The 14354-nt window shown below is 48.7% G+C and carries 15 protein-coding genes and 1 riboswitch; of the genes, 8 read left to right on the forward strand and 7 right to left on the reverse strand.

Annotation, left to right across the window (positions count from 1 at the left end; translation table 11 throughout):
- The first annotated feature begins 115 nt into the window (after window positions 1–115).
- Together MKY95_RS03065 and MKY95_RS03070 are read left to right on the forward strand one after the other, a co-directional pair.
- Window positions 116–592 (forward strand): GNAT family N-acetyltransferase, encoded by a 477-nt coding sequence (locus tag MKY95_RS03065; RefSeq protein WP_076319475.1) that lies wholly within the window; start codon window positions 116–118, stop codon window positions 590–592.
- A gap of 47 nt (window positions 593–639) precedes the next feature.
- Window positions 640–1710, forward strand: coding sequence for a Gfo/Idh/MocA family oxidoreductase (locus MKY95_RS03070; protein WP_047840275.1), 1071 nt, complete (start codon window positions 640–642; stop codon window positions 1708–1710).
- Between the two features lie 90 nt (window positions 1711–1800).
- Here MKY95_RS03070 and MKY95_RS03075 read toward each other — a convergent pair whose 3' ends face one another.
- Together MKY95_RS03075 and MKY95_RS03080 are read right to left on the reverse strand one after the other, a co-directional pair.
- Window positions 1801–2169 (reverse strand): hypothetical protein, encoded by a 369-nt coding sequence (locus MKY95_RS03075; protein ID WP_036668594.1) that lies wholly within the window; start codon window positions 2167–2169, stop codon window positions 1801–1803.
- A gap of 184 nt (window positions 2170–2353) precedes the next feature.
- Window positions 2354–4939 carry a UvrD-helicase domain-containing protein gene (locus MKY95_RS03080; RefSeq protein ID WP_076319474.1) on the reverse strand — a complete coding sequence of 862 codons (2586 nt, stop codon included), beginning with the start codon at window positions 4937–4939 and terminating at the stop codon, window positions 2354–2356.
- Between the two features lie 349 nt (window positions 4940–5288).
- Between MKY95_RS03080 and MKY95_RS03085 the strand changes: the two genes are divergently transcribed.
- Window positions 5289–6104, forward strand: coding sequence for a zinc ribbon domain-containing protein (locus MKY95_RS03085; RefSeq protein WP_036613209.1), 816 nt, complete (start codon window positions 5289–5291; stop codon window positions 6102–6104).
- A 73-nt stretch (window positions 6105–6177) separates the two neighbouring features.
- A complete protein-coding gene (locus MKY95_RS03090; RefSeq protein ID WP_036613206.1) occupies window positions 6178–6984 on the forward strand; it encodes a TrmB family transcriptional regulator in 807 nt (268 codons plus the stop codon).
- Window positions 6985–7253: 269 nt separating this feature from the next.
- On the opposite strand, the gene MKY95_RS03095 is transcribed toward MKY95_RS03090, so the two are convergent.
- Window positions 7254–7949: an NUDIX domain-containing protein gene (locus MKY95_RS03095; protein ID WP_036613203.1), complete on the reverse strand. Its 696-nt coding sequence runs from the start codon at window positions 7947–7949 to the stop codon at window positions 7254–7256.
- Window positions 7950–8028: 79 nt separating this feature from the next.
- On the opposite strand from MKY95_RS03095, the gene MKY95_RS03100 reads away from it, so the two are divergent.
- Entirely contained in the window at window positions 8029–8331 is a 303-nt protein-coding gene (locus MKY95_RS03100) for a hypothetical protein (protein WP_017690846.1), read from the forward strand.
- 239 nt (window positions 8332–8570) lie between these two features.
- On the opposite strand, the gene mscL is transcribed toward MKY95_RS03100, so the two are convergent.
- The gene (gene mscL / locus MKY95_RS03105) at window positions 8571–9065 is read right to left on the reverse strand and encodes a large conductance mechanosensitive channel protein MscL (protein WP_036613199.1); all 495 of its coding nucleotides are present in this window, start codon (window positions 9063–9065) and stop codon (window positions 8571–8573) included.
- A 271-nt stretch (window positions 9066–9336) separates the two neighbouring features.
- A riboswitch (purine riboswitch) is annotated at window positions 9337–9436 on the forward strand.
- Window positions 9437–9532: 96 nt separating this feature from the next.
- A complete protein-coding gene (locus MKY95_RS03110) occupies window positions 9533–9679 on the reverse strand; it encodes a hypothetical protein (RefSeq protein ID WP_155985102.1) in 147 nt (48 codons plus the stop codon).
- 57 nt (window positions 9680–9736) lie between these two features.
- On the opposite strand from MKY95_RS03110, the gene MKY95_RS03115 reads away from it, so the two are divergent.
- The 3 genes from MKY95_RS03115 (at window position 9737) to MKY95_RS03125 (ending at window position 13230) form a co-directional block, all read left to right on the forward strand.
- Complete coding sequence (locus MKY95_RS03115; protein WP_036613196.1) at window positions 9737–10324, forward strand: xanthine phosphoribosyltransferase; 588 nt, start codon at window positions 9737–9739, stop codon at window positions 10322–10324.
- A gap of 1 nt (window position 10325) precedes the next feature.
- Window positions 10326–11687: a nucleobase:cation symporter-2 family protein gene (locus MKY95_RS03120; RefSeq protein ID WP_036613194.1), complete on the forward strand. Its 1362-nt coding sequence runs from the start codon at window positions 10326–10328 to the stop codon at window positions 11685–11687.
- Between the two features lie 451 nt (window positions 11688–12138).
- Window positions 12139–13230, forward strand: coding sequence for a DUF418 domain-containing protein (locus MKY95_RS03125; protein ID WP_076319472.1), 1092 nt, complete (start codon window positions 12139–12141; stop codon window positions 13228–13230).
- Between the two features lie 96 nt (window positions 13231–13326).
- Here MKY95_RS03125 and MKY95_RS03130 read toward each other — a convergent pair whose 3' ends face one another.
- Window positions 13327–13665: a membrane protein gene (locus tag MKY95_RS03130; protein ID WP_047840268.1), complete on the reverse strand. Its 339-nt coding sequence runs from the start codon at window positions 13663–13665 to the stop codon at window positions 13327–13329.
- A gap of 195 nt (window positions 13666–13860) precedes the next feature.
- Window positions 13861–14136 carry a hypothetical protein gene (locus tag MKY95_RS03135; RefSeq protein WP_036613189.1) on the reverse strand — a complete coding sequence of 92 codons (276 nt, stop codon included), beginning with the start codon at window positions 14134–14136 and terminating at the stop codon, window positions 13861–13863.
- Window positions 14137–14354 lie beyond the last annotated feature (218 nt).

Raw genomic sequence — 14354 nt, forward strand, 5'->3', positions numbered from 1 at the left:
AAATTAGAAATATCGCTTGTATTGCAGGTTATCCGCAGTAGGATCAGGTTAATTTCAGGTAAGTGGCCAAACCTTTGTCCTATTTCACATTCAAGTACGAGGAGGAACGGATTAGATGAGTGATATGTTGGTAGCGCTCTATCGTTTGCCGGAGCAAGAGAGTGGACTTAGAATTCTGGAGAAATCCTCCATTGTGATTCGAAGAGCTATTGCCCCAGAGAAACAGCTTGTACTGGATTGGGTGAGGTCACATTTTAGTCAGGCTTGGGTGGATGAATGTGATGTCGCTTTTGCGCGTCAGCCGGTGTCCTGTTATATTGCGGTTGAGCATGGGAAAATGATTGGATTTGCCTGTTACGAGGCGACATGTCGCAACTTCTTCGGACCGACAGGTGTGAGCCAGGATGCAAGGGGCAAAGGTGTAGGCACAGCCCTGTTACTGGCCTCTATGCATGCGATGAAGGCGGACGGTTACGGGTATGCGATTATCGGATCAGCGGGACCTGTGGATTTCTATGCCCGGACGCTGGGTGCCGTGAAGATTGAAAATTCAACGCCGGGTATTTACGAAGGCATGCTGCGGGCAGACTAGACAATAATGATGTTGTGGAAGCTGTGGAAAAGGAAGGGAGGACGATGATGAGCACGAAACAAATGTTGCACATCGGAATGATCGGTACAGGATCAATCTCAGATCTTCATATGAGGTGTTATGCCAAAAACGAGGATGCCGTCATCTATGCCATCTGCGATCTGAACGAAGAACGGGCTAAGGCTGCTGCGCAGAAGTATGATGCCCAATCCGTGTATACCGATTATCGGGAGATGCTGGAGGACCCGCATGTGGATGCCGTCAGTATCTGTACCTGGAATAATACACACGCCGAATTTGCCATTGCTGCACTGGAGGCAGGCAAGCATGTGTTGCTGGAGAAACCGGTCGCAACCAATGTGGAAGATGCGCTCCGGATTGAAGAAGCGGTGAAGAAGAGTGGACGTACCTTTATCGTTGGATTTGTGCGGCGTTATGATAACAATATGCAGATGATGCGCAGATTCATTGATGCCGGGGAGTTTGGTGAACTGTATTATGCCAAAGCCTCCATTCTGCGGCGTCACGGCAATCCAGGCGGTTGGTTTGCTGATAAAAGCCGTTCCGGCGGTGGCCCCCTGATTGATCTCGGCGTACATATTATCGACCAATGTTGGTACCTCATGGGCAGGCCGAAACCTGTTTCGGTCAGTGGTAATACGTATCGGAAGTTGGGCAATCGTGCCCATATCGAACATCTTTCTTTTTACAAAGCAGCCGACTACAGCGCAGCTGTGAATGACGTAGAAGATATGGCGAATGCACTTATTCGGTTTGAAAACGGGGCTTCGCTGGCGGTGGATGTGAGCTTTACCCTGCATGCACGCGGAGATGAATCTTCGGTGAAATTATACGGCGAGCGTGGTGGGTTCGAACTGGAGCCGGAGACACTGATCGTCACGGAGAAAAATAATACCATCCTGAATATTGAACCCCAGACGGACAATACGGGTCTCCATATTCATAGTGCATTCCAGAACCAGATTGACCACTTTGTGGATTGCTGCCTGAACGGTACAGAGCCGATCAGCCCAATTGCGGATGGTGTGGCTTCCACGCGCATGTTGTGCGGAATCTACGAATCCGCTGAGAAAGGGCAGGAGATTCGTCTGGATTGAGTTCATTTTACATGGCAGTTGTCCTTCGGCATATTAAAAAGCATGCGTCTTCCGCGTGATCTGCGGTTACGCATGCTTTTTGGCATCAGGTCATTTATTCAGTGGTGAATTCTCGTATCCAGGGTCATCATAATCCGTATCCTGCAGCCTTGGAAGCACGTTCATGGTTTCAATTGCCTGCCGGGTATCCGGCGTGCCGTGGTCATACAGAAAGGTGTACAGCAAGGTCATGCCATCCGAAAATTGCTCTGTTGCCTCATCGTGGTCTGCTGATTTGTAGGGTACCGGAGCCCGTTGCAATGTATAGGCATCGTCATCCTCCAGCACCTTCATCAGATCTTTCAATCGGCCCAACTGTTCGTCATCCACCAACACCTCAAAGGGTGTAGATTCGTTCTTTGTTTGCTCAATAAGATTATGTGTTACCGATACATACAGATGTTGTTTGCCGTCCTGCATATTCCAACCCCCATTCTGAAATGGAAAAAAGACGCTTCTACTGTTAATAAACAGCAAAAAGCGCCCTGAAACGAGCTACTATGCTCGTGTGTTATTTACTCATCCACATGTTCAGTCACATATGACCAGCCATGACACGAGTGATGGTTCATCGCTAACTCCATAAGGGACCTCTTCCTTTGAGTTATTTCCCAAATCTCCCCGTTACGGGCACCTGGCGGGTGCCGGCCTCCATCAATCCTGAACACAGGGGACAGGCGGGAGGGCCTGAGGATGCCTTCTTGTTTGTTTTTGAAGAAGGTACAGCTGGCTTCTGTCTTAGCCACGCTTTACAGGTGGATGAACTGCACTTCCATACCGCAACGGTCTCCGTACGCTCAGCATTCCCTGAACCTGAAGTGTGCGAATGTGAACTGGAGGAACTTGCAGCTGTCTGACTCACACCCGGAGTGCTGAATGCCTTATGGTTGCGAATTTCACCACTGCCACGCCGTTCACCGAGGCGATCCTCATCACGTTCGTTGTGGACCTCGTAGTCACGACGGTCACTGTGGCTGATGGCACGACGCTGTGCCGCATCCCGACCTTCTGAACGGGCACCTGAGCCGGACGAGCGGGCATACTGTCCGTTGCCTTTACCATATGAAGCCTGACTGCTCGTCCGGCTCTCCTCACGAGGTTTGCGTTTGTCCGGTACTTCCATGCCGAAGGCTTCAAGCAGGAAACGGGACACATCCGCTGGTTTTCCGTGATGGCTCGCCGGTGAGGTGACATACAAGTACTGCTTGGCCCGTGTGATGGCAACATAGGCGAGTCTGCGTTCTTCTTCCAGCGCCATGTCCAGCTCGGCGTCTGTCTGCTGCATAGCAAGTGCAGCTTTCTGATCCTCAGGAATATCCTGACGCAGTGCGGTACTGTGAGGCACAATGCCTTCACTGGCTCCGATCCAGTACACACAAGGGAACTCCAGTCCTTTGGCCCGGTGGATCGTCATCAGTTGTACCGCGTCACTATCCTGCGCACGACGCAAAGATTCCATCTCACGGTGTCTGCGGGACAGCTCATCCGCGAATTGGATGAACTCTTCTACCGTTTCGAATTTTTTGACAGCAGCTTCGAATTCATCCAGAGTTTCCAGCATCGTTTCCTTATAGTGGGTGAAGATGCTGGGATCACCACTTTCCATATACTTGTCGTAGAACTGCCTGCGCATCTCCTGAATGGCGATGATGGGTTTTAGTTTGTGCAGTGATTTGATCAGTTTGATGCGTTCTTTGACCTGTTCCTGCTGAAATGGTTTCAGCTTTTCCCATTTCACCAGATGGATGAGCGGATATTTCTTCGCCTGTTGTTGTTCACAACGCTGTATCCATTCCAGACCCGCATCGCGTGAGACGTAGAGCGGACCCAGTGCACTTGGAAGAGCATCCATGGCTCGTGGGTCAAGGGACAGACGCAGATGATCCATCAGGGGTCTGATGAGAGACTGGTCATAGAACACCGGAGAAGCACCATGCTGTACAAAAGGTACATCTTTCAGCACAAGCTGCTCGAATACAGCCCGGCTGCTGCTGGCTGTCCGGTGAAGAATCGCAATATCGCGATAGGTGTGTTGTCCTTCTTCAACCTGCTGGCACAGCTGGTTTACGACCCACGCTGCTTCTTCCTCCGCATTGGAGGGTGTAGCGAAACGGGGGGCATCGCCGCGGTTTCCAGCGGCACGTAGCCGTTTGTCACGTCTGCGTTTATTGCGGGCGACCAGTTCACTTCCGAGTCCCAGAATGCGTGCATCACTACGATAATTGATATCCAGCGTCACAATGCGTGCACCGGGGTATACTTTATCGAATTCCAAAATTGATTCCTGGCGTGCGCCATTAAAGGTATAGATCGTCTGGTCATCGTCTCCCACAACCATCAGATTGCGGTGAGCGGAAGCCAGTTTTTGCACAATTTCATACTGCAGATGGTTGGTATCCTGGAACTCATCCACCATAATGTACTGGAAACGCTTCTGAAGCGGCCCCAGAACAGCAGGATCACGAAGTAGCGCGGCTGCCCGCAGTAAAATATCATCAAAATCCATTTTGCCGCGATCCTGCTTCCAGGCTTCGTAACCAAGCAGAACACGCTTGGCATCGCGTTCTTCCTGCGATTTTTCAGGCAAGTCGGTTGTTTCCGATCCTTGCATCTTCCATGCGGACAGCATGGCCAGCAGACTTTCAGGCTGGAAGGCTTCACTCATGCCATTTTGGCGAAGAAGCATCTTCAGCACCGTATGCTGGGCTCGTGACTCGCCAAAGATCTCTTCCTGCACACCGTAATGACGCAATAATGTCAGCGCAAAAGAGTGGAAGGTGCGAGCCTGTACGGCTCTCGCGGCTGCCGGACGTATGCCTGGCAATGCGGCGATCCGGTCTTTCATCTCGGTGGCGGCCTTGTTCGTGAACGTCACCAGCAGGATACTGCCTGCATGTACGCCACTGACCTCTATGAGGTAGCCGGCTCTTGCAGCCAGTACAGTTGTTTTGCCACAACCGGCTCCGGCGAGCGTCAGAATCGGTCCTCTGCCGTGACGGACTGCCGAGATTTGTGGTGCGTTTAACTTGATGCCTGCCTCTTCCAGAGAACGAAAATAAAAGGCATCCTGTTGATCATTACCCACGAGTTGCCGACTGGTCTCCAGCGGAGCAGACGGGGACTGGGGCAGGGACGCCGCCGGGGTAACCCCGAGCGGACGGGGGTAGAACGTTGAGTTCGGACTTAACATGTTTCATCCACCTCTGTATGCATTCAGGGATAGGACTATCCCGGCTAAAAGTAAACCATTTGCCCTTTTCACAATCGCATTGTAAATTGGTATGATAGAGTTAGTCGCCTAATCAGGCGGTTAAGTAGGGCCAAAGCTTCATTATACCCGAACATATGGTCTTGACGAAAGCCCCCGATTTCATCCAGTATCGGTATAAAACGGGCACCTGCACGAGATTACGCAACTTTTTGGCATGATATCGTATAAGTTATATGCCTGAGCATTTTGCATGAAGGATGTAATATGCTAATTTACTACTAAATAGAAATGATAATATTGGTTTTGACGGGACAGAGGAGGAATGGTCATGAAACTGCTTCAGCGCATCAAAGACGGAGCGAACAAAGCAACAGAGCGTGCCCAACACGCCGTTGAGATTGGGAAACTGAACAACCAGATTGTGGGCTTGCAACAGGAACAGGAAGTCCATTTTACAGATATGGGTCGCATCTTCTATGAGGGTTATCGGGCACAGGATATGACGCGTGCAGAAAAAGAGATGGTGGATCTGTCGCAGCTCTGCGACGAATTGCAGGACGAGATTGATGGTCTGCGCAACAAGATTGCACAACTCAAGAACGAACGGTTGTGCGAGTGTGGACACGTCGCTTCCCTGGATGCCAACTTCTGCCCTAAATGCGGACGCAAGTTGGGTGAACTCAAGACAGCAGCGCCCAAAGTAGCAGCAGCAGGAGTTGCAGGAGCCACCACAGCCGCAAGACAGGAGGCAGCTGTAGCTCAGACCCCAACTCCAGAGCCGGACTTCTACGATGCGCCACCTGAGTTGGAACTGGAGGAAGACGAGCCGTACCATACGGTCATTCCGTCCATAGCGGATCTGGAAACGGAATCGGAATATAACAGTACGGAATTTACCCAGGAAGAAAAGGAAGCGTTTGATGCCGAGTGGGAACGTCGCAGAGATGAAGAGATGCAACGGGAACGTGAGCGTCAGCAGGAACTGGACGAACGCATCCGCTACTGGAAAGAAAACAACCCGATCGTGAATACGGTGGACGTACAGACCGAAGTGTCACGTGAAATGGTGAATTGTCAGATTTGTGCAGCCGAGCTACCCAAAGGGTCGAAGTGGTGCCCGCGCTGTGGTGCCGAACAGATCTGATCTGATGCAGTAGAAGCACTGCCGCATCAGTGTGAGGCAGTGCGGGTTGCTGACAGCATGGGGGGACGGGAATATGGACCAACTGCTGCATCATTTGCGTCATCTCGGATTTACCGAGATGGAATCTAAAATTATGGTGGAACTCGCTCGTCAGGGATCAGCCTCGGGATATGAGGTTGCGAAGCGGCTGGGCGTGTCCCGTTCCAATGTATATGCGACCCTGCAACGGCTGGAGCAGCGTGGGTTCTTGCGGTGTAGTCCGGGGGAACCAGCGAAGTATAGTGTGCTGAAGCCGGAGGAGATGACACGTATGATCTCCGATCAAATGCGTACCTCGCTGGATTATGTCCAGAGCAGCATGCCCAAGAGTGAACCGGAGAAGCCTGTCTTCTATAACGTCGAAGGTGACAAAAATGTGTTTGAGAATCTGAGCCGTGAATTGGCCGAGGCTCAGCATGAGATTGTCGTAGACGTTTGGCGTGAAGAAGCAGAGTTGCTACGTAATGACTTACAGCAGGCTGAAGCTCGGGGTGTGCGGCTGTTATGGTCGTGTGATGGTGGCGAAGGCATGCTTGATCAGCCTGTCCCTTGGCCGGGTTTGCCTATGTATGGTACAGGTAATGGTCGGAAATTTTCCCTGGTGGTCGATCGCCGCTGGTGCATGTTAGGCATGCGCGGTGAATCATGCGCCACACAGGCACTAGTTACGGAGCATCCGGTAATGACCGGGCTGCTGCTGAATCATTTTGCTCAAGAGCTGGTGTTGTACGAATTGGAACAGGATATGGGGGAGGAACTGGAGTCCCGCTATGGGCACCGGTACGAAGAACTCTCTGCGCGTTATTGGTCTTCTCCTTCAGGAGAGGTTGACCAGAGCTAGACAGATCGGCGACTAATTCACCTCTGATGGAGTGAACATGCCAGCACATAGGTACCTATCTTGACGAAACGAATACGTGTGTACATAAAGCAGGCGCTGCCCGAAGGCAGACGCCTGTTTGTGCTGGTTTGAGATATGACAGTGATGTTCGTCACAGCATCTGTTCCTAGTCAAGTCGATAGTAAAGGTATGAAGTTATGCTATTTTTGAGAAAATGAAGCTATGAACATTCGATTGAACTGGATCGGGTTGAACAGGATTGTACACGATCATTCTTTGGGCACGTGATACAGAGCTTCCAGCACGTCCGTATAATAAGCTGTACCATGGGGTACGAATTCCGTTGCCCGAATCTCGCGAACGATACGTTCCGGTTCATCAGCTGCATGATCACTGCTTGACGGGTCCTTATGACCGATGGAATGTGGCGGTGATATCAACGGCTGAGTCTGAACTCCGGTAGCTTGAATGACTTCGATCTCATTACGAAACAAAGCGAGTAGATCATCCAGCGGCACTTCATACAGGCTATCCACCTCGCTAGGCTGCAGAACGTAGGCTTCGAGCGGCTGGTTCAGACATAATCCATAGACGGCGCTGAATTCCCGATCTATGAATGGGACACCACGCACCTCTCCTTGGAGCTGCTGTGTAGCCGTGAGTAGATAGGTTAGTGCCTCGAATGGAGTATAAACACCCAGTTCTTCCTCCAGCTCACGACTGGCGTCTTGCAGTTGTTCACCTGCGGTAAGATGACCTGCTGCTGTAATGTCGTAACATCCGGGGAAGGTATCCTTAATATCACGCCGCCGCTGAAAAAGGACCCGTCGCTGCTCGCCTTCGTCACGCACGATCCAGCAGTGGAATGAACGGTGCCAATATCCTTTGGCATGGACCTCGCTGCGGAGTGAAGTGCCGATCCAATTTTGCTGATCGTCATAAATGTCGAAACGTTCTGGGGTCATGAAACGTATCTCCTTATATAGCAGATTTTAAAGTTCAAAATTTCACAAAGTATGTTTTAAACGAAAGGGGAACCATCGTATGGAATGCATTGTACACTTTCAGGTGATTTATCCGCAACCTCAGGAACGTAAAAGTCTTAGAGGACTTATATTTGTAGGGCAAGGTCAGGAACCGGCTAACAGTCAGTTAAGCAGCATGTTTAAGGATATGGGATTTAATGTACGTTTGGAAGATGAGGCCCAGTTGTTGTTCAAGCCAGTGGATGCTTCGGCCAACTTTGAATATATTCGTGTGACAGAGCTTGATACTGGGGAAGAAGTTTACAAAGAAGATAAAGATCTGAAGTCGATCCTGGAGCATTTGCTGCCACGCCGTTTCTAATTCATGAGCATGGCCGCAAATGAAATTCATGGGGGAGCATATGTAATACATGTATGATAGGCACAAAAAAGGCCCCACCTTTACGGTGGAACCTTCAAACCTTTAAGCTACGCAACCCATAGTTAATGAAGCCCATATGGCTAGCTTTTCATACATAAACCCTAGCAAGTAAGAGGTTGTCCCCCACATCAGGATTTATCCGTAATTCAACTCGGTGCGTCTTTAAACGTTCATTGTAATTATGCTAGAGCGCCGGTGCCTTCAGCTTCCAGTTCTGAAGTACAGTGTGAGCAGCGGGTAGCTGCGGCTGGAATTTCCGATAGGCAATACTTGCAAGCCTTGGTCGTTTTTTGCGGCTCGGGCTTTTTGTGTTCTTTGCTTTTCAGATAGTTGATGCCCTTCACAAGCATGAAGATACAGAACGCAACGATAAGAAAATCAATCATGACGTTGATGAACTGTCCATAAGCAATCACGGTAGCCCCAGCTTCGTTGGCTTGAGCGAGGGTGGTGATGTCCTGTCCGTTTGCTGTTTTGATATCCCGGTCCAGGTTGATGATTTTCTGACTGAAGTCGATTCCACCCATCAGTTTTCCAACCGGGGGCATGATGATATCATTCACAAGGGATGTGACGATTTTACCAAAAGCAGCCCCAATAATGACACCGACCGCCAGGTCGATGACGTTGCCGCGGACGGCAAATTCCTTGAATTCGTTAAGTACGCCTTTCATGTTTGCATATCTCCTTTGATCATTCAATTCAAAATGTAGGCCGCGTTTCCATCCATTCTCCGTTCAGATCCGCGCTTCCGTTCTCATATTGTACATAAAAAATAGATTCCAATCACCCCCTGTTTGCAAATTAAGACAAGTTTCCGCAACTTCCATGAAAATACTTCTTTATTTCACGCCGTCGATTCGGTATACTTCTAACATTGTCAGTTATGTTTAACCTTTTACATTCAGGTTCGCGATCATACATTGTAACGAATCATGGAGCCAAAAAATTAAATATGCCGTTACTCGTATATGTGCAGGAATAGGCCTGCATGTCTCTACCTGATCACCGGAATGATCGGACTACGGGAAAGATGTTGCAATGTTTTGTAGGGTTGGCATGAGATCATTCTCAGACAGTTTGACTGAAGAGCAGGTTCAAGTGGCTTTTATCTGTTTCTGATTACACTGTTTGAGGTTTCTCACAGCAGGATTGAACTCCTGTCATTCTGTCCAACCAGTACACTTGCAGCATCCATACGGCTTGTCCATATACGTACAAGTCCGTCTTTCCCGTCTCCGGTTATTCCGCAGCGTGTGAAAAGGCGGGCTTTTTGCTTTTTTACCATGCGATTGGAAGAGCATGTGAGCTTCTGTGCGGAGGGCATTCAGGGGGAAGAATTACAATGCAATTGTTAAAAGACAAGGTGAGACAGGAAGGTATTGTCCTGTCCGAGCAAGTACTCAAAGTGGATTCATTCCTGAACCACCAGATGGACCCGGTTTTGATGAAGGAAGTGGGCAAGGAATTCATTCGGCGCTTTGAAGGTGAGAATATCACACGTGTGCTGACTATTGAGTCGTCAGGGATTGCACCAGGCATCATGACTGCGTTGGAGCTGAACGTGCCGCTGATCTTTGCACGGAAGCAGAAGTCGCTCACACTGACGGAAGACATTCTGGTAGAGAAGGTCTACTCCTTCACGAAGCAGGAGACCAATGAAATTACCGTTGCCAAGAAGTTCATGAAGCCTGGTGATCGCGTGCTGATCATTGATGATTTTCTGGCGAATGGCGAAGCAGCATTTGGTCTGGCTCGCATTGTGGAGCAGGTTGGAGCCGAAGTGGTGGGTATCGGTATTGTGATTGAAAAAGCATTCCAGCCGGGAGGTCGCTTGCTGAAAGAAGCAGGATACCGTGTGGAATCGCTGGTTCGCATCGGGGCACTGTCGGATGGACAGGTTACATTTGCGGACGAGGAGGGCACGAACTAATATGGCACGCGAACGTATCTTTCAACGGCATCGGCATCCAATCAAAACGTTCTCCCTCGGACTACAGCATGTGCTTGCGATGTATGCAGGAGCTGTTGTCGTTCCATTGATCGTCAGTAACGCATTGGGTTTTACACAGGAACAACTAACCTATCTCATTGCCATTGACTTGCTCGCATGTGGTGTGGCTACACTGCTTCAGGTATGGGGAAATAAATATTTCGGCGTAGGGCTGCCTGTCATGCTCGGCTGTGCATTTCAGGCTGTGTCTCCGATGATCCTAATCGGGATGAACAGTGGAGTATCTGCCATTTACGGAGCGATTATTGCCTCAGGGCTGTTCGTATTGATCTTCTCCGGAATCTTTGGGAAGCTTATTCGGCTCTTTCCACCCGTGGTTACGGGTTCGGTGGTTACGATCATCGGTTTAACCTTGATTCCCGTTGCTTTCCACGATCTGGGCGGCGGTCAGGGATCAGAAGATTTTGGCAGCGGAGTTAATCTCATGCTCGGCTTCGGCGTGCTGCTCTTTATCATTCTAATGACTCGTTTTACAACCGGTTTTATCCGTTCGATCTCAGTATTGATTGGTCTGCTTGTAGGTACGATTGCGGCAGGGTTTATGGGCGAGGTTAATTTTGCTCCTATCCGCGATGCAAGTTGGTTCCACGTTGTTCAGCCGTTTTACTTCGGCAGACCGACATTTGAGATTGTACCGATCCTGACGATGATTCTGGTGGCGATTGTCAGCGTGGCCGAGTCCACAGGTGTATTTATGGCTCTGGGCAAAATTCTGGACAAGGACCTGTCGTCCAAGGATCTGGCGCGCGGTTATCGCGCAGAGGGTCTAGCCATTGTGTTAGGCGGGATTTTCAACTCGTTCCCGTATACAACGTATTCGCAAAATGTAGGACTTGTACAGATGACACGTGTGAAGACACGTGATGTCATTGTGGTGGCTGGTGGAATCCTGGTGGTCATTGGATTTGTACCAAAAATTGCAGCCCTCGCACAGCTCGTTCCAGGGGCAGTACTTGGCGGAGCCATGGTGGCCTTGTTTGGCATGGTGGTATCATCAGGCATTCGAATTATCGGCAGTCAGGTTGATCTGAACCGACATGAAAATCTGTTTGTCATCGCTTGTTCTGTAGGTATGGGCCTGGGTGTTACCGTTGTGCCTGAGTTGTTCGCAGGTGCACCGGCCTGGGCTCAGATTATGCTCGGTAATGGTATCATTGCAGGCAGCTTCACGGCGATCTTCATGAACCTGCTGTTCAATGGTCTTGGTACCAAGGAAACAGCCGCCAAAATGGCTGAACAACAGGCAGATGCCATCCTTGGAGAGACGGGCAAGTCAGCTTAAATTAGCCGAAGTAGGCTAGGGTTATCATCCAGCAGGATTGTTATGTTAACTGTTATAAATAGACGATTCACAAGATGAATAATGAATCAGGTTAATCATGAAGATATACAGCATGAATGGTTTATGACATACATCATTTATGCTATGAATATTCAATCACATGAAGAAGCCCTTTTTACATTGCGAAACACCGAAGATACATACTCAGCAGAGTCGTGTTTTCGGTGTTTTTTTGTTTTGTTTATCATCAGCATAGCGTCCAATATGCCGCTGTACAGGAACAATACAGGAACAAGACCTTATGCCGGATGTAAGAAGTTATTCACCTAATTCGATGGCAAGCCATGTTGTATGAAGGATAGACTGTTATCATGCATGGGGATATACACCAAAGAGATAAGCGATCCAATCGCTTTTTGATTACATAACAATAATTTCACTGGGAGGAACGATGAATTATCAACCTGTATTAAAACAAGATCGAATGAAGTTTCTGGATTTGTTTCGAGGGTTTTCCTTGATAGGCCTACCATTCGTAAATGTATTGGCATTGTGGGTTATGTTGAAGCCGGATACTCGTGTAGATTTTTGGATCCAACGAGCATTATATTTTTGGGTGGAGGCACGTTTTTACGATATCTTCTGTTTTTTATTTGGCCTTGGATTTTATCTTTTTCTAAGCCGGTCAGCTGCCAAAGGTCAAACCAAGCTGTTTCTCTATATCCGCAGGATGCTTATTTTATTAGCGCTGGGATATATTCATCAACAGTATCAGTCTGGAGAAGCTTTATTTCTTTATGCCATCATAGGGCTGGTTGTCATTCCGTTATATTGGGCACCTCGAACTGTGAATTTGGTGATCGGTGTGGTGGGATTTATTGCAGCCGCCGCGATAGGTGTCAAAATGCTAACAATTCCTTTTTTAATTATACTGGGATTGTCAGCAGGTCAATATCAACTGATGGAGAAGATCCAGAAAGGACTTCCGTATCTGGGCAGAATCTGGTTCATTTCATTCATCGCTTCTATCGTGGGGATCGGTATCATGTGGTGGGTTGCTCCTCCGGATGCGTTGAGTCCGTTTCTATACGAAGTGATTGGTGCAAGCCTGCCTGTTGCTGAGCAAGCCAATATGGATGCTGCTTTTCAATTAGAACATATCGGTGTGGCAATTGGTCCGGTGGTATCCATCTTTTATCTAAGTACATTACTGAGATGGAACCAGAACATGACCTTTGCCAAAATGTTAAGTCCCCTGCATGTATTCGGACGAATGGCCCTGACCAATTATATTGCACAGACCATCATTTTGTTGGTGGTATACCAACTCATATTTGCAGATGCTGCTGTATCGTATACGGTGTCTACCCTTGTGTGCATTGGCATGGTTATTGTACAAGTCATCGCGAGTAATCTGTGGATGCGCTGGTTCCAGTATGGGCCGCTGGAATGGGTATGGAGATGTGGTACTTATCTAAGTTTCATTCCGATCCGTAAAAAGCATTCTAAGCCACGTGTTCATGACACAAGGGTGAGAGGTTGACTCTTTTTCCTCGTTATAATCAAAGACGATCCACATCCGGTTGAACGGAAATGGATCGTCTTTTCTTTTTGGAACACGTCTACCTTCTGCCTAAAGTTACAGATGACGCAGCTGTTTTTCTGCAAAATCGCCAACCCACGGCAGTTTTAGCCATTTCCCCTGTAAGCTGGTAACGACCATAATAAGCCAGACCACTACACCAAGCAGGGATAACAGCGATGCCACCAGTGGTCCGAACAACGGAAGGAAAGCCGATAATACATGCCCGACCATAATGATGCCAAAGACCGTTACAGATTGCAGCGCATGAAATAACACGAACCGGCTCCGCTTCTCCACAGCGAGAAAGACAATCCCACCTACAAAGGTAAACAGATAACAAAGCATACCGGCAATATTTTCATCCAGACCGCTAGACGATTTCATGGGGGACATCCGGTCCAGCCTCCTTTGACCTTTTTAACTAGGCTATGAGAGAGGTGGACAGAACTGAACCGATGAATTTATTTGCCTGTGAACGGAGGGGGATGCAACACATAGGAAAAAGCAAACAGGGGCAGAGCAAGCCATTGTACAGCTTACTGTGCCCCTATTATCGTTTACGATTAAAAGTTGCTTTAAACGAAATCGTTATCCGCCCTCGATCTGTCTGCGAGGGTTTGTAATCTTGCCCATTTTATCGGTGTCGTTTTCTTTGGGAACCAACCGCTCATCGGTTCTTCCTTCGTGATGATTATCATATGCATATTCGGTCAGTTTCCATTCCGACTTGCCAAGAACGGGATCGGCCGGGAAATGTTGCCCCCGGTGCAGATGTTCCTCACGTCCGGCTTCATTGATGTAAACTCCGTCTACTTCCACCTTTTCATGAGAAAGGGGCAGCATATCTTGTTCTTTGCGGTCCATGAGACGACGCCTCCTTTGGATACCAGTAATTTAACTGTATGGGTTGTCCGTGATAATATCCCCCGAATAGTTCGGTGTTATGCTGGATATATTAATTCCGTATAGAATGGTGGCAATCTTAACATATGATTCGGAATTAAACTTTTTGGGCATGAAAACCGTTATATTTATTAGAGGAAATCGTCAAGTCGTAAGATACTTCCGAATATGCTACAATA

It is taken from the genome of Paenibacillus sp. FSL P4-0176 (assembly GCF_037975265.1).
In the GTDB taxonomy this organism is placed as follows: domain Bacteria; phylum Bacillota; class Bacilli; order Paenibacillales; family Paenibacillaceae; genus Paenibacillus; species Paenibacillus amylolyticus.